Origin of the sequence: Parapedobacter luteus (genome assembly GCF_900168055.1) — a bacterium.
GTDB classification, from domain to species: domain Bacteria; phylum Bacteroidota; class Bacteroidia; order Sphingobacteriales; family Sphingobacteriaceae; genus Parapedobacter; species Parapedobacter luteus.
The window spans coordinates 1-24686 of the sequence record NZ_FUYS01000011.1; the positions used below are offsets into that span (position 1 = coordinate 1).

Below are 24686 nucleotides of genomic sequence, written 5' to 3' on the forward strand. Positions count from 1 at the left end.
CATCCTCGGTATTCATCGAAGCACTTAAAAAGCATGAGGTGAAAATATCCATGGACGGTAAGGGCCGGGCTTTGGACAATATCTACATCGAACGGTTCTGGGGTTCGCTCAAAAGGGAGAAAATCTATCTGAATCCACCAAACGGTGGGGTCGATCTATATCGGCAGGTAAAGGATTATGTATGCTTCTACAATACCGAGAGAAGGCATAAATCGATCGGCCGGATAACACCCGACGAAAGGTTCTATCAGATAATCAAAAATGTGTCGTGATTATATCTTAAATTAGTGCAAAAGTTGTCCAGCAAATAGGGAGTATCATACTATTGCTAATAATGTTTTTTTAAAAAGCCTCATTTTGGTTTGCATTATTTGTTTAATGCAAAGCTATGACCTTAAATGAAGTCAACAATCGGTAATTTACCCGACATTAACCTGACATTAGCTAATAACCAGTGCTTTAGACGCTAAAAACAGGGGAATAAGTTGTGTTATTTATCCTTATCAAGCTGTGCATAATGATGAAGGCATTTAAAATATACATTGTAAAAAAAGGCCATAAATAATGTAACAGATATGATGCTTCAAAATAGACGGCATTAATAAAGTTATAAGCTAACGTAAGTAGCAATAAAAAAGAATGTACGATCGCCCAATAAATCTGCCGTCTTATAACTACACGCGCAAGATTAATTGTCAGCGTATTGCTACTACCTGAATGTTTCAACAAATAAATGGGAATTATAAAATGTACAAGCGGGATTGCAAGATAACTAAAACATGACAAGCAAAGGATTTTGAGAATGTGCCTTTCGTTATCGGGGTTAAAGTTATTTTGAACGACTGCTGAAACGTTTGGGGAACTATCATTTTGAGTCTCGTTATTAGCTAAGTCCTCGAAATTTGTACCTAAAGCCTTTGCCAAAGTCTTAATGGTAAACGCTCTCGGAATGCTCTCACCACGTTCTATACGCTGGATGGTACGAACTGTAACATTTGCTAAATCGGCCAATTGTTCCTGGGTAAGCCCCTTTCTTTTTCTTGCTATAGCTACTTTTTCTGATAACTCCATTTCACAAATTATTGTCGTCACGACGACTAGTATTGCAGCACAAATATACTAATCTTCTACAGGACGCTGCTTAGGCACATTTGGCCGTGCTTACCGCATACTTTCGCTGGATAAGGCTCGTCGACTCTGGACGAAGTACTCGGACTATAACGGATTATCCGGCAAGGCCGTGATCAGTTGGTACCATAAGGACACCACCTCTTCGCGATCCAGCGGCATGGACTCACCCACCAACGCATAGCCCTCCGCATAAGGGATCAGTAAGCTGACGATAGCATCTGCCTGGGGGAATAACTCGGCAATCATATCCACCATCCAGGCGGCATACCGCCGGTAGTACGTACGCAACGCAGCACCCAATGCGGCATCGCGGATCGCCAACGCCCACAACTCCCGGAAGACGGCATTGTAAAACTCATCCAGCTCACACACGATCAGCAACGTCAGCAGCCTTTTCAGGAAAACATGCGACGACGCAGGATCTCCGTTCAGCGCTTCGGCGCGCTCAGCTAATATCTGCTCCTCGCAGGTCCGGAAAAAATGGTCTGCCGTTGCCTGGAGCAAGGCCGTTTTGCCCGGGTAATAATATTGCAGGTTACTCAACGTGATACCGCACCTACCGGCCACTTTGCGCAAGGTCAGCCCTTCGCTCCCTTCCTCTTTCAACAGCTGTACTGTCGCCTCAATAATTCCGTTCGTACGGTCGCTTCGCTTTGTCATCGCGTTATTTATCAGCGGATTTAATTTTTTCCTTGCCAATGTAGGTCAAATGACCTATTTTTGTTTTTAGGTCAAATGACCTACAGTTATTTGTTTATCTTTAACACGTACCAAAGATGCGAAAAATATTGATCATCAACGGGCATCCCGACCCTGAAAGCTTCAACCGCGCCATCGCCAGCACGTATATTGAAGCCGCGTCCCGCCAGGGCGCTGCCGTGGAATACCTGGCCTTAGGCGAGCTTGACTTCGATCCGAACCTCCGCTACGGCTACCGGAAGCGCAGCCACCTGGAACCCGACTTGTTGCAGGCCATTGAAAAAATCCAGTGGTCGGATCATATGGTCTGGATACACCCCTTATGGTGGTGGAGCTATCCGGCCGTGATGAAGGGCTTTATTGACCGGGTCTTCCTTCCGGGGATAACGTATTCGGTAAACGAACGTAACGAATTGTCGGGGCTTTTACACGGGCGCTCCGCCCGGATTATCTGCACCTCAGACATGACCGAAACGGCCTACCAACTGGACTACGACAATACGGGCTTCACGCAGCTAAAAAAGGGCACCTTGGAACTGTGCGGTATAGCGCCGGTATCTACCACATTCATAGGGCCCATCGTCGAAGCTGACGAAAGTCAGCGAAGCGCTTGGTTGGCCCAGGTAGCGGCTATTGCGGCAGCGGAAGCCTGCCCCAGCACTTCCCCACTGGTATGCCATGAATAAGCGGATTGTTTGCTCAGATATATGTTTGCCAATGATTAGTACAAATATTGCCATTTTAATGGAGCTATACAGATGAAAACAATTATTTTTTAGGAATCGTGTAATAGTAAAGATTCCATGCATCGGAATTAGCTTCACAATATCTAACAGGCCATCATTGTGTAAATCCCCAATTTCCACATGATAAGTATCGTCGTTTAAATCCTCTCGAAGATTTTGTATTTCGAAAGTGCGATGTACATTTCCGATGAAAACACGATTTACAGATTCAACATTCCCTTCAACGATATTCATAATACCATCTTCGTTTAAATCACCCACTGCAATTGAACTTGTTGCTGTCGAATCCCCAAATTCATCAAAATTACCGTATTTCAAGCTTTTATCGCCATAATAGATTCGGTTTGCAGCGCCTAAGTAGCCTACTATCACATCCAAAAAACCAAGAGCGGTGGTGTTTCCCATCCTTTGGTATTTATGAAGTCATTAGATTTTACTTAATCTATGCGTACAGCAAGCATAATAAGCTTTTGCTATATTTGCATCAATTAAATAGAATATGAATATCAAGAATTGTCTTCCGCCCCCAATAGTTTAATATTTCTTGGAAATTTCAAAGAAGTATAATATCGATGTTACATCGAGCAGGATTTTTATGCTTCAAATTCTCAATTAAATATTAACGACAATTCTTAATGAAAAAAACATATTTATTATTGCACACCGCCGTGCTATTTCTCGGCTTTTCTCCTGTTTTCGGAAAACTAATATCGCTTAATGAGGGATTGCTTACTTGGTACAGGGTATTTTTCTCCGCGGTCATCCTGTTTTTTGCACTAAAGTTGTTTAGGGTAAACAAAAATATTGGGCGTAAAGAAAAATTCAACATCGCTAAAATCGGAATACTCCTCACATTATCATGGGTATTCTTTTTTGCAGGCATCAAATACTCCAATATTTCGATTGGTGTAGTTTGTTATTGTATGGCAAGCTTCTTTACGGCTATTTTAGAGCCTTTAGTCAACAAAACACCATTCAGATTGTCAGAATTTTTATTAAGCGCCTTAACCATTGTTGGCATAGGTCTAATTTTCCATTTTGACACTTCCTATCAACTGGGTATTTCTTTAGGTGTTATTTCCCCCTTTTTTTATACACTCTATTCAGTTTATAACAAGCGATTGGTGGAACATTATGACAGTAAACTCATCAATTATTACCAAATGATTGGCGGTACGGTGGGTTTGGGCGTTTCATTGCCTGTTTACCTGTATTTCTTTCCCTCTGAAAACCTTATTCCCGATTTTAGGGATAGTTCTTATTTGTTAATGCTTGCACTTTTCTGCACTGTATTAGTATATGTTTTCCTTACAGAAGCATTTAAAAAGATTTCTGCATTTACGGCAAATCTGAGTATGAACCTTGAACCTGTTTACGCTATCATTGTTGCATTTCTATTTTTCGGAGAGAGCAAAGAAGTAAATTTCTCGTTTTATATAGGATTGGTCTTTGTAATATCCTCCGTTGTATTGCAAACTTTCATTATCAACAAGGAATAAAAAATTAAAAAAAGGGCTGTCTAAAAAGTCTCATTAAAGAAAATGGGGCTGTCTAAAAAGGCGGCCCCTTTTGTATTATATAAATTCCTATTGTTTTGCTGTTTCAGTCTTTAAGGCTTTTCTTTTGTCCGCTCTGCCTGCTCCCTGGATTGCCTTACGTCCCAATATCCAATGATACTTGCGGATAGAGCAACCTCACCATCCGGATTTTGGTTTTACTTGAACAGATTAAGGAAGAAAAAACGAAAAACCCCTCTAATCATATGATTAAAGGGGTTTTGACCGCCGTTGTGGGCTTCTCGGTCGGGGTGGCAGGATTCGAACCTACGACCTCCTGCTCCCAAAGCAGGCGCGATACCGGGCTACGCTACACCCCGTTCCCGTAAGGGTTTGCAAAGGTAAAAATTAAATCCAAATTCCAAAAATAACTTCATATTTCTTTTTTTAAAAACGGTTTTTATATTCAGAAAATAATCACTAATATTGCAGCTCGATTTTTACGGGATAATAATCGTCATTAATTACTCAAAATCATGGATTTAGTAAAATTTGTAGAAGAGCAGGCGGTAACACATAACGAAGTTCCCGCATTTAAGGCTGGGGATACTGTTAGCGTTCACTATAAAATTCGGGAAGGCAACAAAGAGCGTATTCAGGTTTACCAAGGTGTTGTCATCCAACGCAATAGCATCGGCGCCAATCAGACGTTTACGGTACGTAAGATTTCCAACGGCGTAGGTGTTGAGCGTATTTTCCCCATAAACTCGCCAAACATTGAAAAAATTGAGGTAAACAGCTACGGAAAAGTACGCCGCTCGAAGCTATACTACCTGCGTGGTCTTACTGGTAAAGCCGCTCGTATTAAATCCAAGAGGGTTTAACACACGTGAACATGCTAGATATTATAGGAAGCTGCCAATCGGCAGCTTCTTTTTTTTATAAAAAACTGTACCGGAAGGAATAGCTTGCAGCATTGTGGTTGGACTTATTATAGTAACCCAGGATTTCTACCTTGGCGTATTTGCCGGATGATGTCTTGACTATCAAAATACGCCCCTGAATAGGGTTGATGCTGTGGTCACTCATGTCGTACTCGTACCAGCCGTTGCCGCTTCCCGTCGGTATTGCTTTTTCGCTCTCCGTATCTGCCTTAAAGCCGGATTCGGGAGCTGTCGTCACCGTTTCAAACGACGTATCTTTCAACAGCAAGGCCGTTGCACCTCCCTTGCCGCTACTGCCGCCGTTGACCAGGATGGTCGTACGGTTGAATGCGATATCCCAATCTTGGGACCCTTCAGCGACTTCCTTCCCGGTCGCAAAACTAAAATAAGCGGTTTTGGCCGATGCATCGATGTTGCTTACTGTTTTTACTTCCTGGGCATGAAGTGCCTTGATGACAGTCAGTGCCAACACAACGACTGACAACGTTTTATAATACCGTGTTTTCATTCAGCAAATATAAAACAATTGACCGCTTATTTATAATCAATCTAAGAAACAAACACATACCAAAACAGTGCGGCAAGCATTCTTGTTGGAAACGCAGACGAACGTGTATTGGACGTGCTGGAGTCCGGTTGAAAGCTTGCCGCTTCGTTGCTATGCACTGAAGATGGATTACCTATCTTCAATTAATCCGTACTTGTATTCGTAGCGTTCAAAGAGTTGCTTGTGCAGATCATCCAGATTGATGTCACGCCCTTGTATAAACGCGCGCTCGATATCGTTACCGAGCATATCCAACGCATCGCCGCTGGACACGATGATATTAGCATCCTTGCCTACCTCAAGGGTGCCTGTGCGATCATCGATTCCAAGTATCTTCGCGGTATTGCTTGTGATCGTGGCCAATGCCTGTTCTTTGTTCATTCCGTAAGCTGCCGCTGTACCGGCCATGAATGGCAAGTTGCGCTGCTGCCAAAAACCGTCAATACTATATGCAACGAGTATGCCGGCATCGCTCAACAACTTTGCTTGTTTATAAGGAAGGTATACATCGGCATCGCTTGCATAAGGCAGCGAGTGCGACTGTCTGACGATGACTGGTATTTGATTATCGCTGAGCAACTCGGTCACCAGATGAGCCTCGGTCCCCCCGACCAACACCGGCTTGATGCCAAGACGCTTCAGGCTTGAAATTGCCGCTATGATATCCGTCGCCCTGTTTGCATGCACATATACTTGGCGATCGCCAGCAAATACCGCCCTGAAAGCTTCAAAACGTGCATTGCTGACCTTATCTCCACCCAACTCGGCATACGCTTTCGCCTCACTGAGGTAACCCTCCAATTGGGCGATTTCCGCCTGCACCTGCTCTTTTTGCGCCTCGGGATTGGAAGGCCCGCCACCGAAACGCCCGAAACGAACGGTAGGCCAATTGATGTGGATTCCTTCATCAATTTTGTAAGCGGCGTCTTCCCAATTCCACGCATCCAATTGGACAACAGACGATTGCCCGGATACAACACCGTCCTGCGGAGTAATCTGCGCGAGCAATATACCATTGGAACGCAAGGTATTGATGACCTTGGAGTCTGTATTATAAGCAATCAACGAACGCACATGCGCATTGTTCTCCCCTACTTCAGCGAAATCCACTGTAGCTCGTACCGATGAAACCTCCACAAGCCCCAGGTTGGTATTCGGCGCAATAAATCCGGGATAAACGTGCTTGCCCGCAGCGTCTATGGTCAACGCTTCGGCTGGGACGGTCGTTGCGCCGCCAACGTAAGTGATCTTTCCTTGGTCGAAAAGCAATGTACCCTGCGTGATGACCTCGCCGTTACCGACATGAATTGTAGCGCCCGTGATGGCCACAGGGCGTTCCTGCGCTTTCGCGGGATAGATGGTTGGTTGGGCGCTGGCCAAGCCACTGGCTAGTATGAATGCTGCCACGCCTGCTATATATGTGATAATTGATTTCATTTTCTCTAAAAGTTGAAAGCCGTTAATCCATGTATTCCTCATATTCACCGATTTCACCAATAGTATCGCAGTGGTACTCCATATTGGGTTGAGCGACGGCACGTTGCGTGGCGCCTCCATTGCCTTTGGCCTGCAAAGATTTGCGGATAAGCCGTGCCTTCTCCGCTGCCAATTCCTGCTGTTTAGCAAGATCTTCCTCGATATCCCAATATTTCACGCCGTCTACAAAGGTCTTTTCCGCTTTGGCATAAATGGAGAGTGGCCTATCGCTCCATATCACAACATCGGCATCCTTACCCGGTGCTAGGCTCCCCACCCTATCTTCAACATGGAGGATTTCGGCAACGTTGAGTGTTACCATTTTTAGCGCGTCCTCTTCCGTAGCTCCACCATATTTTACGGCTTTCCCCGCCTCTTGATTCAGCCGGCGCGCCATCTCGGCATCGTCCGAGTTGATGGCCGTCAGCACGTTTCGCTTATGCATGAGGTATGCATTGTAGGGGATCGCCTCCTGCACTTCCATTTTGTAAGCCCACCAGTCGGCGAAGGAGGCACCTGCAATCTGGCGGCTAGCCATCTCGTCTGCCAGCTTGTAGCCCTCCAGGATATGGGTAAAGGTATTCACGCGGAAGCCCATACTGTCTCCCACATGCATCAACATGTTTATTTCGGACTGCACATAAGAGTGGCAAGTGATGAAGCGCTTTTTGTCAAGTATTTCGACGAGTGCGTCGAGCGTAAGGTCCCGTCGCAAGGTGGGGTCATTAGCCGCCATCCGTGTTTTGTACTCCTTAGCCCGTGTAAATGCATCGTAGAATACCTGCTCCACCCCCATACGGGTTTGTGGAAAGCGACTACCTGTAATTCCCCAGTTACTTTGTTTTACGTTTTCTCCCAGGGCAAATTTGATAAACCCGTCGTTGTTGCCAAATTTTAACCCTTCCGGATTTTGACCCCAGCGCAGCTTGATAAGCTGGGACTGGCCGCCGATGGAATTAGCAGACCCATGCAACAGGTGCGAGGCCGTGACCCCGCCCGCCAGCTGCCGGTAGATATTGACATCTTCCGAATTGACAACGTCGCCTATCCGTACTTCCGCGGTGACTGAATGCGAACCTTCATTGACGCCCCGGCTAATGGCAATGTGGGAGTGCTCATCGATGATCCCCGGCGTGACATGCTTGCCTGTTCCGTCGATTACCGTGGCTCCGGCGGCCGACAGTCCTTTGCCTACCGCTTTGATTTTTCCACCCGCCAACAGCACGTCCGCGTTTTCCAGGACCCCATCGGCTTCATTAGTCCATACCGTTGCATTTTTAATTAACACGGTTTCTGAAGCAGGTACGGTTTTATTGCCGTAGGCTACAAACGGGTAGATTATATCGCCTTCGGCGACGACTTTATTCGCGGCAGGCCGCGCCTTATTTGATGTCTCAGCTGTATATGCCGCGGTATACGTAGCCGCCCATGATGAAGATGTGCCGTCTGGCTGCACGACCTCTCCCTTCAGTATCAGCGGGTCGCCTTCGGCGATGTAACCACTGACGCGTGTGCTTCCTTGCTGCCCCTTGGGATTGAAGCTGAATGACACCAAATCGCCGGTTCGGGAGGCAACCATCTTGGTGGCCGTTGTATCCGACCCGATTTTCAGATGCGCCTCCAGTTTGCCATCATTGTCTTTGACAAACAATTTGGCGTTGCCCACATTGGGGAATTGCGTGGCATATTCTCCCGTCAAGGCTTTGTCATAACTTTTTGTGGCTACAAATTTTTTGCCTTGCACCCAATTTTCATAAATCACCGTACCGTCTTTGAATAAGGAATCGCTGGTAATAATGAAATTGGCCAGTTTGCCTTTTTCCAGCGTTCCCAACTTGCTCGAAAGCCCTAACATTTCCGCCGGCACTTCGGTGAGCGCCCGTAGTGCATAATCCTGAGAAAGGCCGTTAGCGATGGCGACACGTAGATTGCTCCAGAAATCGCGGAGGTTATCCAGTCCGACGGGGGATATCGCAAAACGGATACCCGCTTTTTCGAGCATAGCCGGATTCGCTGGAGCCATCTCCCAATGTTTCAACTGTGCCAACGTCACGTTGCGCGCATCTGCCGGGTCTTCTACGTCGTATGCCTTGGGGAAGTTAAGCGGGACTATCAAACTGGCGTTCGTCGCTTTGATATCCGCAATCCGCTGATATTCATTGCCTCCGGTCTTAATGATATAGCTTTTTCCGAATTCTTTCGCAATCCTATCCGCCCGGAGGATATCCAGCATATCATCCACCTCAAAAAATTGAGGCAGCGATTGCAATTTGTTGAACGCTTCCAACGAGATATTATATTCATCGTGTTGCTTGGCGTACCATTGACTGTCATAATAGGTTTGACGAAGCAATGCGATGGTCCCCATTAACGATGATGGGTAACTGGTCCGTGCCGTCCCTTTGTTAAATGAATAGTGTGCTCCCGCTTCCGGAAGGATGATGACCTCGTTTTCACGGGCATCGGCCAAGGTTGCAACGACGGAGCTCCCACGGGCAATACCATCTCGCACAACGGATTGCACCGCGCCGAATCCTATCTTCTTTAATTCTTCGCTTTGCCGCTGGTTGACGGTAAAGGTCTCCTTAGCTGCCACTTCCGGGCGTATGGCTTCGTTCCAACCGTAAGGGCCATTTTTAGTCGACTCGAAAATCTGAGCCTGCCGTCCTCCGAATCCCTGTTGGCCGCCACTCCGGCTCTCCCTGGATTGACCATATTCGCTGAAGGCATCGATAAATGACGGATAAATAAATTTGCCCTTCAAATCGACAACAACATAACCTTTGGGGACGGCTTGGCCCTTTCCCAATGCGGCTATGCGTTGCCCGTCTACCAGTAACGTGCCGTTTTGGATAATCTCTCCCGCTTTCACTACGATGTTTGCATTGGTCAATGCAAATAATTGCGGGCGTTCATCATGCGATCCGTTTACCGGAAAGGTCCCTTGAGCCAGTATAAGCCCCGAAACCAGCATAAAACAAAAGAAAAGTATCGGTTTCTTCATCATAACACTTGTTTTTTTAAGACAATAAAACAATCATGAGCATTATTTTAGCCATTTCGCAGGCCACTCGCGACAGCTTTACATTAAAAAGGAATGATTTTCACCAAAATTAGACGGTTACCTCGGTTTTTTAACAAAAAACTACCATCGTAATAGGAAAGTTACCAGTTAAGACAACATTGTTGCTATAACAAAGACCACGCCCTGTTTATCCCCGCTGAGGAAAATCTTTTTTATCATTTACACAAAAAAACGTATCTTTGCATCCCGTACACAAACGTGATGTTCGAAGCTTTTTTGGCGTAGACAACGTATAAAATACACCCAGAATTTGTCATGACTAAATACATTTTTGTTACGGGCGGCGTTACTTCGTCGTTAGGAAAAGGTATTATTTCGGCGTCCTTAGCCAAGCTGCTTCAAGCACGTGGTTATAAAGTGACCATCCAGAAATTCGACCCTTACATCAACATCGATCCAGGCACACTTAATCCTTATGAACACGGCGAATGCTATGTGACCGAAGACGGCGCAGAAACCGACCTGGATCTTGGCCATTATGAGCGTTTTCTTAATACGCCCACTTCACAGGCCAATAACGTGACCACGGGCCGTATTTATCAATACGTCATTGACAAGGAGCGCGAGGGAGCCTACCTTGGCAAAACTGTACAGGTCGTACCGCATATCACGGACGAGATAAAACGGCGGATGTGCCTCTTGGGTAAGGACGGTCAGTACGATATCATTATTACCGAACTTGGCGGAACTGTCGGCGATATCGAGTCACTTCCTTTTATTGAAGCCGTGCGACAGCTCCGATGGGAACTGGGTACGAATAACTCCCTGGTTATCCACCTGACGCTTGTACCCTTTTTGGCTGCGGCCGGCGAACTCAAAACGAAGCCTACGCAACACTCGGTGAAAACCCTATTGGAATATGGCATTCAGCCTGACGTGCTGGTTTGCCGTACCGAGCACCACCTCAACGCCGAGATCCGCAAAAAGCTCGCGCTGTTTTGCAACGTCAATGCCAATGCTGTTATCGAATCCATTGATGCGCCTTCGATCTATGATGTTCCTTTGTTGATGCTGAAAGAACAATTGGACAAAACTGTGCTGGCAAAACTTAAGCTCTCGACCAAAAGCGACCCCGATTTGGAAAGTTGGAAAGCGTTTCTGGGTAAACTGAAAAATCCGACAGCGGAAGTGACGATTGCGCTCGTAGGCAAATATGTGGAACTGCCCGATGCATACAAGTCCATTAACGAAGCTTTTATCCACGCCGGTGCTGCCAATGAATGCAAGGTCAAGGTTAAGCTCATTGCCGCGGAAAGTATTAATGCGGCTAACGTTGACGAAAAGTTGAAACGGGTATGCGGTGTGTTGGTTGCACCCGGTTTCGGCGAACGCGGGTTGGATGGAAAGTTGATTGCCATCCAATATGTACGGGAGCACAATATACCGTTCTTTGGCATCTGCCTCGGTATGCAATGTGCCGTCGTTGAATTTGGCCGAAACGTATTGAAAATCAAGGATGCCAATAGCTATGAAATGGATCCCAAAACCAAACACCCGGTTATCCACCTCATGGAAGCACAAAAGAAAGTGAAAAACATGGGTGGCACCATGCGGCTGGGCGCTTATGAATGTGAAGTCAAAAAAGGCACGAAGGCAGCTGCCATCTATGGGAAGAGCAGAATTTCGGAAAGGCATCGGCACCGGTATGAATTTAACAACGACTACCTTGCGCAATATGAAGCCGCAGGCATGATTGCTTCGGGCATCAACCCCGCGAACAACCTGGTTGAAATTGTAGAACTCAAGGGACACCCCTTTTTCGTCGCCGGGCAATTCCACCCCGAATTAAAGTCAACAGTTGCAAATCCTCACCCACTTTTTGTTAGCTTTGTAGCCGCTTCCCTGGCGCATAGCAAAGCAGCGAAGCAGAAATAGTGTATATTAAGAAATGGATAGAAATTCAATCACAGGACTCGTTTTAATCTTCATTATTATCGCGGGTTCCTTTTATTTACTACAGCCCTCGGAAGAAGAACTGAAACGGGAGCGCCAACTGCAGGATTCCCTTGCCCGGGCGCGGGCAGGCATTGAGCAAGTCGATCGTGACACCACGGTACAGCAAACCACCGCCCTTGATTCAGCCCTGCTCAGCGGACCCTTCGGCAATGCCATCCAGGGCGAGGATCGGGTTGTCACCCTCGAAAATGACTATATCCGCGCGGCAATCAGTACCAAGGGCGGACGCGTAAAATCGGTTGAGCTGAAGAATGAAACAACCTATGACGGACGGCCGCTCATGCTCTTCGAAGGCGATCAAAACAAATTTGGCCTCTTTTTCTCCGCTGCGGGGAAAAACATCATAACCAACGACCTCTATTTTACAACAGAAGGCGGTGATATCCAGGTGACAGGGCAGGACTCTGCGTCCGTGACCTTCAGGCTGTCCTATGCCCCAGAAAAGTACATTGACTACATTTACTCCATCAAAGGCGATGACCACAACCTCGGTTTTACCGTCGTCACGAAAGGGTTACAGGATGTGGTAGCACCTACGGAAAGTCAGCTGGTACTCAACTGGGAAGCCGTGCTTTCCCAAAAGGAGAAAGATATGAGCAGCGAACGTCAGCGTTCTACCTTATATTATTCCCTTGCCGATGGGGAAGTCGACCATCTCAATACAGCGAAGGATGACGAGGAACAACTCGACGAACGGGTGGAATGGGTATCCTTCAAGCAACATTTTTTCTCCAACGTACTGGTTGCTGAGAACGGATTCAACGGCGGCAAGGTGAATGTATATACCAGCGCAGACCGTGATATTGTAAAGTTGTTTTCCGCGAACCTCCGCCTTGATTTCAGCCGTCAGGATATCAACACCTATCCGATGCATTTCTTCTTCGGGCCGAACCAATACAAGGTGCTGAAAGCGCATGGATACGGACTGGAAAAACAAATAGACATGGGCTGGGGGCCGATGAAATGGATCAACCGGTTCATCACCATCCCTGTATTTTCCTTTTTGGACAGTTTCAACTGGAGCTATGGTCTGGTTATACTCATTTTGACAGTCATGTTGAAGCTGGTCCTGTCGCCCCTCACTTACCGTTCGTATGTATCGATGGCCAAGATGCGGGTACTTAAGCCGGAGATGGACCAGATCAAGGAAAAAGTAGGACAGGATAATCCAACCCTATTGCAACAGGAGTATCTTAAACTGTACAAACAGGCCGGTGTCAACCCATTAGGCGGTTGCATCCCGTTGCTGCTCCAGATGCCGTTTACGATCGCATTCTTTTTCTTTTTCCCCAATCTGTTTGAGTTGCGGGGCGAGAGCCTCCTTTGGGTGAAAGACCTTTCAACTTATGATTCACCCATTACCTTTCCTCCTTTGCCACTCATCGGCATGGATCACATCAGCTTAATGTGTATTTTGATGACCGTCGCCACGCTGCTTTCGACGTGGTACAACAATTCCATTTCCGGAGCCACCGGTCAAATGAAATACATCGGTTATTTCATGCCGCTCATCTTCTTGTTTGTGCTGAATAGCTTTCCTGCCGGTCTTAACTACTATTACCTGCTTTCTACCGTATTCACCTTCGGGCAGCAGTTGGTTATCCGGCAGCTAATCAATGACGATAAAATACTCGCCATCATCGAGGCCAACAAGAAGAAACCCGAAGCACAGAAGAAATCGAAATTCCAGCAACGCATGGAAGAATACATGCGCCAGCAGCAAGCGCAAGGCAAAAAAGGCAAGAAGTAATTCACAGGTACTATTGCAGAACACTGAAGCCGGGCGTTATCCCGGCTTCAGTGCGTTAACGCCCTACACGAAGGCGCTAAATCCGGTAATCGACCGACCAACGATGAGCGAATTGATCTCCTTCGTGCCTTCGTACGAATAAATGGCTTCAGCATCGGCCAGAAAGCGCGCCACATCGTATTCCAGCAGGATACCGTTTCCGCCCATCACCTCCCGTGCACGACTCACGATATCGCGCGTACGGAGTGTACAGAATACCTTTGCCAACGACGCATGTTCATCACGCAGCATTCCGGCATCCTGCAATTCAGAAAGGCGGTACACCAAAGTTTGCATGGCTGTGAGGTTGGAGAGCATCTCCACGAGGTGATTTTGAATAAGCTGGAAAGAGGCAATCGGTTTGCCAAATTGTTTGCGTTTACGTGTATAGTCAAGGGCATTTTCATAGGCACCGCGCGCACACCCTACTGCCATCCAAGCCACACCCGCCCGGGTCAGCTGCAATACCTTGGCTGTATCTTTAAACGAATTGGCGTGTTGCAGGCGGTCGCTTTCAGGCACCAAACAATCCGTCAACGTAATTAACCCATTCTGGACAATACGCAGTGCCATTTTCCCTTTGATTTTCGCCACCTCAAATCCCGGGGCGCCTTTCCGCACCAGGAAGCCCTTCACCTCGCCGTCATCGACATCTTTCGCCCAGATAACGGTCACGTCCGCAAACGGTGCGTTGCCAATCCACTTTTTCTGTCCGTTGAGTACCCATCCATTGTCCGTCTTGCGTGCGGTCACCGTAAGCCCCCCGGCAGCGCCTGATCCAACTTCCGGTTCGGTAAGGCCGAAAGCGCCAATCAATTTCATCTGTTGCATAGCAGGCAACCACTCTTCCTTTTGCTCATCCGATCCACACAGGTAGATCGACCCCATGGCCAAGCCGCTTTGCACGCCGAAGAATGTAGCTACAGACGCATCTATGCGTGCGATTTCCATGGCGATGATACCTTCCATCAACGATGACCGGCCGGCACACCCATACCCTTCATAGGTCAGGCCACAGATATTCAGTTCGGCTAATTTCGGGATAATCTCAAAGGGGAATTCATCGCGCAACCAATATTGGTTGACCAGCGGGCGTATTTCGCGCTCCATAAAATCGCGCACCTTGAGTTGCAATGCCCGATCCGCCTCGCTCAACCGAAGATGCAACTCGTAAAAGTCGCCGTTGATAGGTGGCAATTCCTTTTTAGCCTTTCCGCCCTCCAGCATTTTCATCAGGCCTTTAAGTTGTTTATCGTCCAGCTTTGAAAAAGACGCCATCGCCTTGGGTAGGTCTATTTTCTGCGACAGCTTATCCAACGCTTCCAAGTCGATACTTTTGAGCAGCTGGTAAGCCTTTTTGATTTTTGACAACATGGTTCTCTATTTTGGTTTCACAAACAATCCAGACAAATAAAAAGACGGTCCCGAACTACGTCTGTATTATCCCGACGTTAAAACGTTTTTCGATGGGTGCGTGGTTAGCCGCTTCTATCCCCATAGCAATTACCTTCCGGGTATCCAGCGGGTCAATGACCCCATCTACCCAAAGCCTTGCCGCCGCATAATAGGGCGTCGTCTGTTCGTCATAACGCTCGGTAATTGTTTTCAGCAGCGCTTCTTCCGTTGAGCCGTCGATTTCAGCGCCCTTGGCTTTCATGGACGCCGTTTGGATTTGAAGTAACGTTTTGGCGGCCTGCGCCCCTCCCATTACCGCAATTTTGGCTGAAGGCCAAGCAACGATGAGCCGCGGATCATAGGCCTTGCCGCACATAGCGTAGTTGCCAGCGCCATAGGAATTGCCCAAAATGATGGTGATTTTAGGCACCACGGAGTTGGCTACGGCGTTGACCAGCTTAGCACCATCTTTGATGATGCCCCCGTGTTCGGCACGGCTGCCCACCATGAAACCGGTCACGTCTTGCAGAAAAACCAGGGGTATTTTTTTCTGGTTGCAGTTCATAATGAAGCGCGCCGCCTTGTCTGCCGCGTCCGAATAGATCACCCCGCCAAACTGCATCTCGCCTTTTTTGGTTTTTACTACTTTTCGCTGGTTGGCCACGAATCCGACAGCCCAGCCCTCCACCCGACCGAGACCGCAAACGATGCTTTGGCCGTACAGCGCCTTATATTCTTCAAACGCGGAGTCATCTACCAGCCGGCGGATAATCTCCCTGGTATCGTATGGTTTCTCGCGCGATGACGGTAGAATACCATAAATTTCATGCTCATCCAACTTGGGAGGCGCGGCTTTTATCCGATCGAAGCCGGCATCGCTCGGTTTGCCTAACATGCCCATGATATTACGGATCGAGTCCAGGCAAGCCTTGTCGTCAGGCTGTTTATAATCCGTCACTCCGGAGATTTCGCAGTGTGTCGTCGCTCCGCCCAGCATCTCATTGTCCACGGATTCGCCGATGGCCGATTTGACCAGGTACGACCCAGCCAAAAACACAGAGCCCGTACCTTCTACAATCATGGCCTCATCGCTCATGATGGGCAGATAGGCACCGCCCGCCACACAAGCCCCCATGATGGCCGCTATCTGCACGATCCCCTCACTGCTCATCCGGGCGTTGTTGCGAAAGATCCGGCCAAAGTGCTCCTTGTCTGGGAATATCTCATCCTGCAAAGGCAAAAACACACCTGCCGAGTCAACCAGGTAGATGATGGGCAACCGGTTTTCCATAGCGATTTCCTGTGCGCGCAAGTTTTTCTTGGCCGTCATCGGAAACCATGCGCCAGCCTTTACCGTGGCGTCATTAGCCACTACCACGCATTGCCGATCCGCAACATAACCTATACCGGCTACTACACCAGCCGACGGACAGCCGCCATGCTCGGCATACATGCCGTCAGCCGCCAACGCACCGATTTCAAGCCACGGCTTATTATCGTCCAACAGATACGCTATCCGCTCACGAGCCAACAGTTTGCCTTTGGCCTTCTGCTTCTCGGCAGCGTTGCCACCCCCTCCCGCATATACCTTCTTCAACCGACTCCTCAACTCAGCAACCGCCAGTTTATTTAGATCCTCATTCTGGTTAAATTCAAGGTTTATCATGGGTTACAAGATACGGTATTCTTTTATTTTCTGCAAAAAGTTCCCCCTTCGGTCGTCACCTGACAGCTGTTGCTGCCGTCTATCAGGCGCTGTCATCTCCGGCTTCCGGATTGCCGAAAGCAAATTCCTGCGACCTTTTGTTTTTTTTTGGGTTACCTTTTCGGAGCCGATGTATTAAGGGATAAATAAACAAATTTGTTTTAACCAAAAAAGGAAATTAGCAATGAAAAAGGTATTTAAGTTCGGTTTTTTAGGTTTGGCTCTTTCTGTAGCTATTGCCGCTTGTAATTCAGGCACTTCTGAAAGCGACTCAACCACTGATTCTTTGACCAATGAAATTGAGTCAGAAGTTGATGCCACTACAGATTCTATCGACTCTATCGGCGGCGCTGCCATTGATTCTCTTGACTCTCTGTCAACTGACTCTTTGTAAGATTTGATGTCAGACTGATTAAAAAAAATCTAAAAAAGAAGGGGACGGCTTTCAGCTGTCCCTTTTTTTGTCCATTTACTCGTCATCGTCTACCATTAATTTATATCCGATGCCCCGGATATTGACGATTTCGATATTGCGGTCTTTTTTTAAATATTTGCGGAGTTTGGTGATGAAGACATCCATGCTCCGCGCATTGAAGAAACTGTCCTCCCCCCATAGGTAGTCCAATGCCATCTTCCTGTCAAGCACTTGGTTTTTGTTTTCGACCAACATTTTGAGCAACGCCGATTCGCGGAACGAAAGCTTGACAACCTCGCCATCTGCAGCTAGTTCCTGCAACGTGCTGTTGAACATGTAACTGCCAATAGCAAATTGCTCACGTGTGGTGTACTGCGGTTGCTTAACGGGCCTGTTTAGCAGCGCTTTCATCCGTACGATAAGCTCTTCCATGCTGAAAGGCTTCTTAAGGTAATCATTCCCGCCCATTTCAAAGCCCTTCACCACGTCTTCGGTCAGCGACTTTGCGGTAAGGAAGATGATGGGCACATGCTCATTTATTTTGCGGATTTCTTCGGTGAGCGTAAATCCATCCTTGGCCGGCATCATCACGTCGAAGACACAGATAGCTGGGTCGAACGTCCGGAATGCCGAATAAGCTTTCAGTCCATCCTGTACCCAGATCACGTCAAAATCCCGCGATTCCAGGCTTTCCTTTACGATTTTTCCCAAGAAGGGTTCATCCTCTGCCAATAAGACCTTGAGTTCCGACGTCCTTTGTCATGTTTCGGGTTTTAGTTATTGATTTGGCGCCACGGGAAACGTAATGGTGAATGTACTCCCGGCTCCGACGGTACTTTTCACCTGGATATTGCCCTGGTGCTTCTGAACAATAGCCGCCACATACCCCAATCCCAAGCCAAACCCTTTGGCATTGTGGACATTGCCGGTAGGCACACGAAAGAAATTTTCAAATATGCGCTCGCGATATGCCGAGGGAATGCCAATGCCGTTGTCGCTCACGGCCAGCTGTACCAGGCCATTGCTGGTCAGCCCATAGGCGATTTCTATTTCGGGTATACCGGCTGTATATTTGAGGCTATTGTCTATCAGATTATAGACCACATTGGCCAAGTGAGCACGATCAGCCAAGGCCTCCACGTTGCTGTTGCTTTCCATTCTGACAGACAGCCTGGCGGCCTTTTTTTCCCACTGCGGCCGCATGTTTTCCACTACATCATGCACCAGCTTTCCGATATCGGTTTTTTGCAAGGACAAGTTGAGATCGAGCCGTTCGAATGCAGCCATCTTTAATACCTTTTCCACCATCGCCGAAATACGCTTCAGCTCATGATCGCAGATATCAAGATATTCCTTTGCCTGGTCCGGCTTGTTCATCACATCGAAATTCTTCATGGCCTCCACCGCCAATGACACCGTAGCAATCGGTGTCTTAAACTCGTGTGTCATGTTGTTGATAAAATCGTTTTTGATAGCTGACAACCGTTTCTGCTGGAAAATAGTGCGAAGCATCGCCAGAAAAGCCCATGACGTAATCCCGATAATAATCAACGATGCCAATAGCGCCCAAAGCATATCGCGCAAGATGTAAACGACATCATTGCCGGTAGCTAACGTCAGCCGGTAGGGCTTGCGTATCCCCACCCTGATGGCTCCATGAATCACATCGGCCTGCCGCCCAAAGCGCGTGCTGTCCGAGATATACGTATCGCCCCGCCCGCTGAAATTACTCAATTTGAAGGCAAAGGGCGAACCGATACCGGCAGCCCGCAACAAGGAATCGACTTCACGAGCCAACGCGCCGCTCAACGCCGAAAATTCGTCGGCGGTATAATCATGCGCCGTATTGATGGTAAACAATTGTTTTGAGGTGTTTGCCCGCACCCGTATCTGCGAATCCCGGATAATGGAGTCTCCGACCCGCGCCCTGAACGCCACGACACTGTCCAAACTGATGTTGTGCGGGGTATCGACCGTATCCTCTAAATAAGCGAGCACAACCTTTGATTCGGCGATGAATTTACGGTCTGTTAGCCGTTCGCCGTCCGGCATTTCCGGTTGCATGTGTGGCCCCGAAAGCAAAAAGTCCACTGTTCTGGCCAACCGGCCCGTGTCGCTTCTGCCCACACTGTCTAAAAAGCCCATCTCCCCCATGTCTGCCAACGCATGGCTACGTTCCATCCGCTTCATGATCTCGCGTACATCCCGTTCGAACTGCTGCGTGGACAGCTGATACGAATTATATAACCAATACCCCTGGAAAAGGAGTATCCCCGCCAAAGAACAGCTGACGATAATAACGATAAAACGTATCCTTTTGGACATCATCCTGCAAAGCTATGAAACCTGATAGCTTTTGAACGTGTTTGCCGAACAAATATAACACCGCTTAACACTCGTTAACAGTATTTAACACACGCGGGCGATGTTAACACTGCTTAACACTAAAAATAAAAATCCGCCGGCGGTACTCCCCTACTTTTGCATGCAAAACACGGTTTAAAAATTGAAGATTATGACCATAAAAAACATCTCATTTGCAACCATCTTGGCGGGTGTTTCCACCTTCGGCCACCTATTTGCCGTCCGCGCCCAAGAAAGCGACGTGGCCTTGGCTCACGTCAAGTATGAGCTTGTCCACATCGACGACACCAACTTCCGAGACAATCCACGGCGGGAAGATATGATGCTCTATATTGGCCGACGATCAGCTATGTACAACAGCTTCACCCTCGCATCCACCCTGGAAAAAATGAAAAAGGAAATGGAAAGCCGCCAGCGAGCTGACGCCGCCAAGGCAGGTGCGGCAAACGGCCCCAGCCAATCCCGTTTTTTTGTCAGCTCACCCAATGTATCGAATGAGACGCTTTACCTTTTCCCTCAGGAAAACAACGCTTTTCTTACCAACCGGCTTGGCGCCAGTACTTACATTATCCCCCAGGAATACCCGCAGATCGACTGGCAAATCGGCGATGACGTCAAAGAAATCGGTGGCTATACCTGCCAACAGGCCATCGGCACATTCGGTGGGCGCGAATACACCGTATGGTTCGCTCCGGAACTACCCTTCCCCTATGGTCCTTGGAAGCTAAATGGCCTGCCCGGGCTCATCCTTGAGGCAGAAGACAGCAGGAAAGAAGTCATTTTCCGATACGCCGGTTTTGATAAGCAAGGAAGCGGCGGCATCGAAATCGCATTGCCCAGCGATGCGGCAACGACGACAGCCAAAGAATTCGCGAAAGCCAAGGCAGCCTTTGACAAAAATCCTATGGCAAATGCCCTGCGCAATATCGAGGCGCCCGCAGGTGCCAACGTAGAACGCAAGATCGTACTGAAAGATCAGCATGGGCGCGAGCTGTCGCCAGAAGAATTTAACGCGATGCGTGAAATGGCCATGAAAGCGGGAAAAATGAAGCACCCCAATAATCCGCTCGAATTACACGGTGATCGCTGATCGGTGGCGTAAACAGTCACTGGATGGCCTGTGATTCATGGCCGTAAAGATATGCTATAAAACGTCGATGTATGAAAGCGACCTTGTTAATTATCATCCTACTACCCTTATGGTCTTTCCTTGCGTCCGCGCAAAACCGCGCGATTCGGGGCACATTGAAAACGGCAGGGGGTGAGCCTGTTGCTTACGCCAGCGTAACCATCAAAAATGATCAACAGCGCATACTGGCTTTTAAGACCAGCGACAGCCACGGCGCCTTTACGCTGGTATGGCGAGATACGGTCGATATTGCCGGGCTCCGCGTTGAAATCAACCACCTCGGCTACAAAAAAGTGTCGGTGCCGCTTGTGGCAGACCAACATCACTACGACATCTTGATGACAGAGGAAGCCATCGATCTGGCAGAGGTGGAAGTCAAGAGCAGGCCAAAAATCAATTTGCGCGGCGATACACTGAGCTATGACGTCGCTTCTTTCACCAAGCCCGAAGACCGTACCATTGAGGATGTATTGAAGCGCATGCCGGGCGTAGAGGTCGAAGAAAACGGCCAGATTAAGTATAATGGCAAAGCCATATCCAATTTCTATGTGGATGGCGACGATTTGCTGGACGACAAGTATGCTATCGGCACGAAGACCATCCCTCACGCTATGGTCAAAGACGTCGAAGTGATGCAAAACCATCAGCCCCTGAACGTATTACAGGGCAAGGCACTCAGCGAAAACGTAGCCCTCAATCTCAAAATCAGGGACGAAGCCAAATTGAAGCTCACGGGGCAGGCCAAGCCGGGCGGTGGCCTTCCGAGCCAGTATGACGGGGAGTTAAACACCATCCTGTTCAACAAAAAATATAAAATGCTGAATGTAGGCAAGGCCAACAACGTGGGCACTGACCTCGCCACGGATTTCACCGCATTCAATCAGGCAGGCAGGCGCGCCAACGCGGGCAATTCGCGCCCCGGCGAACTGCTTTCCTCCGGCACGGTGGGCAACCCGGCATTGCCTACGAACCGTTACTATTTCAACAATTCAGGTTCGCTGAATGCAAACAACCTGATGAATCTCCGAAGTGGGCTGCAACTCAAAGCCAATGTGGGACTATTGCTCGACAACAACAACATGGACTACCAAAGCACCCATGATCTTTATCTCGCCGATGACACCATCCGGTACAGCGAAGTCCAACAAATCGACCGGAGCCCATTTCTTGTCGACATTTCGCTCAATGCACAAGCCAACAAGGCGACCTATTACCTCAACAATGCACTCAAAATCGGCTACTCGGGTGAAACGGGCCATGCGGCCCTGGCCAGCAATGCAATGGCGATGAACCAACGAATCAGCCACCGCATACGTGATTTTTCCAATACCTTGGACTATATACCTGCCCTGCGCAACGGGAATATCCTAAGCGTCAATTGGTACCTGAACCATTTCAACCGCCCGCAAGCACTGAACATTGAGCCAGGCATCCACGCGGATGTCCTCAACCAGGGCCACCCGTTCGATGCCGTATCCCAACATACAGAGACGCCAACATGGTTCAATACGCTGGCTGTGGGTTACCGCATGCCAAACGGACGGATTATGCAAAGTTACCGGTTGAGCACACTTAGCGAATGGCAGCAACTCCTTTCGCTGCTCCGTCTGACACAGCACACCGGCGAACAGTCTGCCTACGTCGGGAGTACCGACAACAACCTACATTGGCAACGGCACAATGCCCAGCTCAACACCACGTACGAACTCAGGGAAAGCCGATGGGAGGCCCTGCTTTCCCTGCCACTTATCTGGCAGCGCATTGCGTATAAAGACGCTGGCTTCGGCCTTGATGAGACCAACGAACGGTTGCTGTTCAATCCATTCTTCCGCGCGAAATACATGACCACCCCGGAAGACTACCTATCGGCAAGCTATACATACAGCAACCAAATGGGCAATATCAACGGCGTATACCGGGGCGCTGTCCTTACCAACTTTCGTAGTTTGCAGGCCAATGATGCGGCGTTGCAGGAACAATATGCGCATAACGTCGGCTTGAACTACAACTTTCAGCGCAACATCAGCATGTTGTTTATGAATGCTGGCATTAGCTATACGCATGCCAAAGCAAACACCATTGCGTCCAACGTACAGACCGACAACATCTCGAGCACCGTCCTGCTACCTTACGAAAACGACGTGAGCACATTCACAGCGAACGCCGGCATCAGCAAGTATATCTTTGCTCTCGGTGCTACGGCAGGTTTAAAGAGCGCATGGAGCACGACACGCTTCAACCAGTTCCTCAACGATGAACTGCTCCCGTATAACAATGTGTCATTCAGCCTCACCCCGCTTTTCGAGGCACGGCTGTGGAACCGCATTAGTCTCCGCTATGAAGGCACAGGTACCTGGACGACCAGCAAGCTGGTAACGGGCGAAACGACCCTCCGCATGCCCGATAGGCAAATCAGCCGGTATGACCAATCAGTGAATCTATTGTATTCACCTTTCCCCAATACGTTTTTGCGCCTGAGTGGCCGTCATCAATATACCAGCCAAGCGCAGGCGGAAGACATCAGCTATTTCTTCATGGATGCCAATATCCGGTACAAGTTGGATCCATGGAATACGGATATCGAATTGAATCTGACAAATCTCGCCAATATCACGGCGTATGAGACCTACAGTTTATCTGCCAACCAATTTGGTTATAGCCGGTACAACCTACGCGGGCGCATGGCCGTGCTTAAACTCGCGTTCAATTTATGAGCGGGTCTATCCATCGGGACGACGCACCTACATCCGGTTGGCAACGCGGTGAAGATTGATTAAGATAGGCATTGCATATCAAAGCTAATTTGTTTAAGTTTGTGTATCAGGTTCATTCATTTCATCCGCATACCATGGAACATGGACAAACTCCCCAGAAACGAAAAAATCCCCTTCGGAAATTTATGATTATTGCTGGAATCGCTCTGCTCGTTATTGGTGCAGCACTGATTTGGTGGAATTACTATTATGTATTCGGCGAAGGCGTAAAATCCGGCCAACTCAACTATGTTGTCAAAAAGGGCAACATCTTTAAGACTTACGAAGGCAAACTTATTCAGGTTGGGCTACGTTCGGCCACTGCTGGCGCCATCCAATCCAACGAATTTGAGTTTTCCGTTGAGGACGACAGCATCGCCAACGTGCTGATGGTGAATAGCGGCAAGACATTTGACCTGCACTACAAAGAGTATAAAAAAGCCATTCCTTGGCGCGGGTTCAGCCCGTTCATTGTAGATAGCATCATCGATATGCGGCCTTAGTGGCGACCGTTATTTCCGGATTTACTTCCAGCAGTGCGGAGACGAATGCCTCGTTGCTGTCTGGGGAAAAATAGATTTCGTCATACCGCTTGTATTTCACAACTACCCCTCTCCGCGCCAGGGCGGGTCTGAGTCCGGACCACATGGTTTCTCCTATGACGACTTCGCGTATTGCTGTGACGCGGATTTTCCCGCGGATCGGACCTGAGCGGAAATAGACAAAGGCTTCGTCTATCGAATAGCGGGTATCAAACCACAGCCAAAACATAAGACCTATTACAAATCCCAATATAATGAGCCCTAAAACCTCTACTCCGTTGCCCGGCTGCCTGATACGGTTTAGTTCAGCAGCCAATACAAAGAGCATCGTCAATACGGTGCCCCACATAACCACTGTAAACAGCGCATCTTTCCGGCTTTTGAAAACTTTCCGTGCCATGCCCAAAAATAAACAATGTTTTGCAATCAATTGGTGTAGTGATTAAGACGCATATTCCGTTGTACAAATCAATTAACAAAATAAACGGCGGCGCAATGAAACAGCGGTTATCTA

At 48.2% G+C, this 24686-nt stretch carries 20 protein-coding genes and 1 tRNA gene; 10 read left to right on the forward strand and 11 right to left on the reverse strand.

The features are described from left to right. Positions 1-272, forward strand: a 272-nt coding sequence (locus B5X72_RS17065; RefSeq protein ID WP_139378755.1) for an integrase core domain-containing protein, incomplete at its 5' end; no start/stop codon positions are given. Positions 273-459: 187 nt separating this feature from the next. Here B5X72_RS17065 and B5X72_RS17070 read toward each other — a convergent pair. Beyond that, entirely contained in the window at positions 460-1071 is a 612-nt protein-coding gene (locus B5X72_RS17070) for a helix-turn-helix domain-containing protein (RefSeq protein WP_079718143.1), read from the reverse strand. A gap of 144 nt (positions 1072-1215) precedes the next feature. Then, a complete protein-coding gene (locus B5X72_RS17075) occupies positions 1216-1791 on the reverse strand; it encodes a TetR/AcrR family transcriptional regulator (RefSeq protein ID WP_139378756.1) in 576 nt (191 codons plus the stop codon). A 116-nt stretch (positions 1792-1907) separates the two neighbouring features. Here B5X72_RS17075 and B5X72_RS17080 point away from each other — a divergent pair, with 116 nt between their 5' ends. Further along, the gene (locus B5X72_RS17080; protein ID WP_079718145.1) at positions 1908-2516 is read left to right on the forward strand and encodes an NAD(P)H-dependent oxidoreductase; all 609 of its coding nucleotides are present in this window, start codon (positions 1908-1910) and stop codon (positions 2514-2516) included. A 695-nt stretch (positions 2517-3211) separates the two neighbouring features. Further along, on the forward strand, positions 3212-4075 hold the full coding sequence (locus B5X72_RS17085; RefSeq protein ID WP_079718146.1) for a DMT family transporter: 864 nt from the start codon (positions 3212-3214) through the stop codon (positions 4073-4075). A gap of 303 nt (positions 4076-4378) precedes the next feature. Here B5X72_RS17085 and B5X72_RS17090 read toward each other — a convergent pair. Continuing rightward, positions 4379-4452: transfer RNA gene (locus tag B5X72_RS17090), tRNA-Pro, on the reverse strand. Between the two features lie 156 nt (positions 4453-4608). Between B5X72_RS17090 and rplS the strand changes: the two genes are divergently transcribed. Next, positions 4609-4956: a 50S ribosomal protein L19 gene (rplS, locus tag B5X72_RS17095; RefSeq protein ID WP_079718147.1), complete on the forward strand. Its 348-nt coding sequence runs from the start codon at positions 4609-4611 to the stop codon at positions 4954-4956. 55 nt (positions 4957-5011) lie between these two features. Here the strand turns inward: rplS and B5X72_RS17100 are convergent, their stop codons facing one another. The 3 genes from B5X72_RS17100 to B5X72_RS17110 form a co-directional block, all read right to left on the reverse strand. Continuing rightward, complete coding sequence (locus B5X72_RS17100) at positions 5012-5524, reverse strand: HmuY family protein (protein WP_079718148.1); 513 nt, start codon at positions 5522-5524, stop codon at positions 5012-5014. Positions 5525-5692: 168 nt separating this feature from the next. Beyond that, positions 5693-7000 carry an amidohydrolase family protein gene (locus tag B5X72_RS17105; RefSeq protein ID WP_079718149.1) on the reverse strand — a complete coding sequence of 436 codons (1308 nt, stop codon included), beginning with the start codon at positions 6998-7000 and terminating at the stop codon, positions 5693-5695. Positions 7001-7022: 22 nt separating this feature from the next. After that, on the reverse strand, positions 7023-10046 hold the full coding sequence (locus tag B5X72_RS17110) for an amidohydrolase family protein (protein ID WP_317043124.1): 3024 nt from the start codon (positions 10044-10046) through the stop codon (positions 7023-7025). Between the two features lie 333 nt (positions 10047-10379). Between B5X72_RS17110 and B5X72_RS17115 the strand changes: the two genes are divergently transcribed. Then, on the forward strand, positions 10380-11999 hold the full coding sequence (locus B5X72_RS17115) for a CTP synthase (protein ID WP_079718151.1): 1620 nt from the start codon (positions 10380-10382) through the stop codon (positions 11997-11999). A 13-nt stretch (positions 12000-12012) separates the two neighbouring features. Then, positions 12013-13830: a membrane protein insertase YidC gene (gene yidC, locus B5X72_RS17120; protein WP_079718152.1), complete on the forward strand. Its 1818-nt coding sequence runs from the start codon at positions 12013-12015 to the stop codon at positions 13828-13830. A 63-nt stretch (positions 13831-13893) separates the two neighbouring features. Here the strand turns inward: yidC and B5X72_RS17125 are convergent, their stop codons facing one another. Next, positions 13894-15243, reverse strand: coding sequence for an acyl-CoA dehydrogenase family protein (locus B5X72_RS17125; RefSeq protein ID WP_079718153.1), 1350 nt, complete (start codon positions 15241-15243; stop codon positions 13894-13896). 55 nt (positions 15244-15298) lie between these two features. Then, positions 15299-16927, reverse strand: coding sequence for an acyl-CoA carboxylase subunit beta (locus tag B5X72_RS17130; protein ID WP_079718252.1), 1629 nt, complete (start codon positions 16925-16927; stop codon positions 15299-15301). Positions 16928-17153: 226 nt separating this feature from the next. On the opposite strand from B5X72_RS17130, the gene B5X72_RS17135 reads away from it, so the two are divergent. Further along, positions 17154-17363 (forward strand): hypothetical protein, encoded by a 210-nt coding sequence (locus tag B5X72_RS17135; RefSeq protein WP_079718154.1) that lies wholly within the window; start codon positions 17154-17156, stop codon positions 17361-17363. A gap of 75 nt (positions 17364-17438) precedes the next feature. Here B5X72_RS17135 and B5X72_RS17140 read toward each other — a convergent pair whose 3' ends face one another. Next, positions 17439-18116, reverse strand: coding sequence for a response regulator transcription factor (locus B5X72_RS17140; protein ID WP_079718155.1), 678 nt, complete (start codon positions 18114-18116; stop codon positions 17439-17441). A 45-nt stretch (positions 18117-18161) separates the two neighbouring features. Next, a complete protein-coding gene (locus tag B5X72_RS17145) occupies positions 18162-19712 on the reverse strand; it encodes a sensor histidine kinase (RefSeq protein WP_079718156.1) in 1551 nt (516 codons plus the stop codon). A gap of 187 nt (positions 19713-19899) precedes the next feature. Here B5X72_RS17145 and B5X72_RS17150 point away from each other — a divergent pair, with 187 nt between their 5' ends. The 3 genes from B5X72_RS17150 (at position 19900) to B5X72_RS17160 (ending at position 24133) form a co-directional block, all read left to right on the forward strand. After that, positions 19900-20838: a GLPGLI family protein gene (locus B5X72_RS17150; protein ID WP_079718157.1), complete on the forward strand. Its 939-nt coding sequence runs from the start codon at positions 19900-19902 to the stop codon at positions 20836-20838. A 71-nt stretch (positions 20839-20909) separates the two neighbouring features. Further along, entirely contained in the window at positions 20910-23591 is a 2682-nt protein-coding gene (locus tag B5X72_RS17155; protein ID WP_079718158.1) for a TonB-dependent receptor, read from the forward strand. 134 nt (positions 23592-23725) lie between these two features. Continuing rightward, the gene (locus tag B5X72_RS17160) at positions 23726-24133 is read left to right on the forward strand and encodes a hypothetical protein (protein WP_079718159.1); all 408 of its coding nucleotides are present in this window, start codon (positions 23726-23728) and stop codon (positions 24131-24133) included. Here B5X72_RS17160 and B5X72_RS17165 read toward each other — a convergent pair. Next, positions 24114-24572, reverse strand: a complete 459-nt coding sequence (locus B5X72_RS17165; RefSeq protein WP_139378758.1) for a PH domain-containing protein — start codon at positions 24570-24572, stop codon at positions 24114-24116. The genes B5X72_RS17160 and B5X72_RS17165 overlap by 20 nt on opposite strands. Between the last annotated feature and the right edge of the window lie 114 nt (positions 24573-24686).

What these genes read in the sequence shown, in the direction of transcription:
- B5X72_RS17070 (WP_079718143.1), bottom strand. Translation starts at nt 1,071, where the DNA reads ATGGAGTTATCAGAAAAAGTAGCTATAGCAAGAAAAAGAAAGGGGCTT.
- B5X72_RS17135 (WP_079718154.1), top strand. Translation starts at nt 17,154, where the DNA reads ATGAAAAAGGTATTTAAGTTCGGTTTTTTAGGTTTGGCTCTTTCTGTA.
- B5X72_RS17165 (WP_139378758.1), bottom strand. Translation starts at nt 24,572, where the DNA reads ATGGCACGGAAAGTTTTCAAAAGCCGGAAAGATGCGCTGTTTACAGTG.
- B5X72_RS17160 (WP_079718159.1), top strand. Translation starts at nt 23,726, where the DNA reads ATGGAACATGGACAAACTCCCCAGAAACGAAAAAATCCCCTTCGGAAA.
- B5X72_RS17150 (WP_079718157.1), top strand. Translation starts at nt 19,900, where the DNA reads ATGACCATAAAAAACATCTCATTTGCAACCATCTTGGCGGGTGTTTCC.
- B5X72_RS17075 (WP_139378756.1), bottom strand. Translation starts at nt 1,791, where the DNA reads ATGACAAAGCGAAGCGACCGTACGAACGGAATTATTGAGGCGACAGTA.
- B5X72_RS17110 (WP_317043124.1), bottom strand. Translation starts at nt 10,046, where the DNA reads ATGATGAAGAAACCGATACTTTTCTTTTGTTTTATGCTGGTTTCGGGG.
- B5X72_RS17145 (WP_079718156.1), bottom strand. Translation starts at nt 19,712, where the DNA reads ATGATGTCCAAAAGGATACGTTTTATCGTTATTATCGTCAGCTGTTCT.
- B5X72_RS17155 (WP_079718158.1), top strand. Translation starts at nt 20,910, where the DNA reads ATGAAAGCGACCTTGTTAATTATCATCCTACTACCCTTATGGTCTTTC.
- rplS (WP_079718147.1), top strand. Translation starts at nt 4,609, where the DNA reads ATGGATTTAGTAAAATTTGTAGAAGAGCAGGCGGTAACACATAACGAA.
- yidC (WP_079718152.1), top strand. Translation starts at nt 12,013, where the DNA reads ATGGATAGAAATTCAATCACAGGACTCGTTTTAATCTTCATTATTATC.
- B5X72_RS17125 (WP_079718153.1), bottom strand. Translation starts at nt 15,243, where the DNA reads ATGTTGTCAAAAATCAAAAAGGCTTACCAGCTGCTCAAAAGTATCGAC.
- B5X72_RS17105 (WP_079718149.1), bottom strand. Translation starts at nt 7,000, where the DNA reads ATGAAATCAATTATCACATATATAGCAGGCGTGGCAGCATTCATACTA.
- B5X72_RS17080 (WP_079718145.1), top strand. Translation starts at nt 1,908, where the DNA reads ATGCGAAAAATATTGATCATCAACGGGCATCCCGACCCTGAAAGCTTC.
- B5X72_RS17085 (WP_079718146.1), top strand. Translation starts at nt 3,212, where the DNA reads ATGAAAAAAACATATTTATTATTGCACACCGCCGTGCTATTTCTCGGC.
- B5X72_RS17115 (WP_079718151.1), top strand. Translation starts at nt 10,380, where the DNA reads ATGACTAAATACATTTTTGTTACGGGCGGCGTTACTTCGTCGTTAGGA.
- B5X72_RS17100 (WP_079718148.1), bottom strand. Translation starts at nt 5,524, where the DNA reads ATGAAAACACGGTATTATAAAACGTTGTCAGTCGTTGTGTTGGCACTG.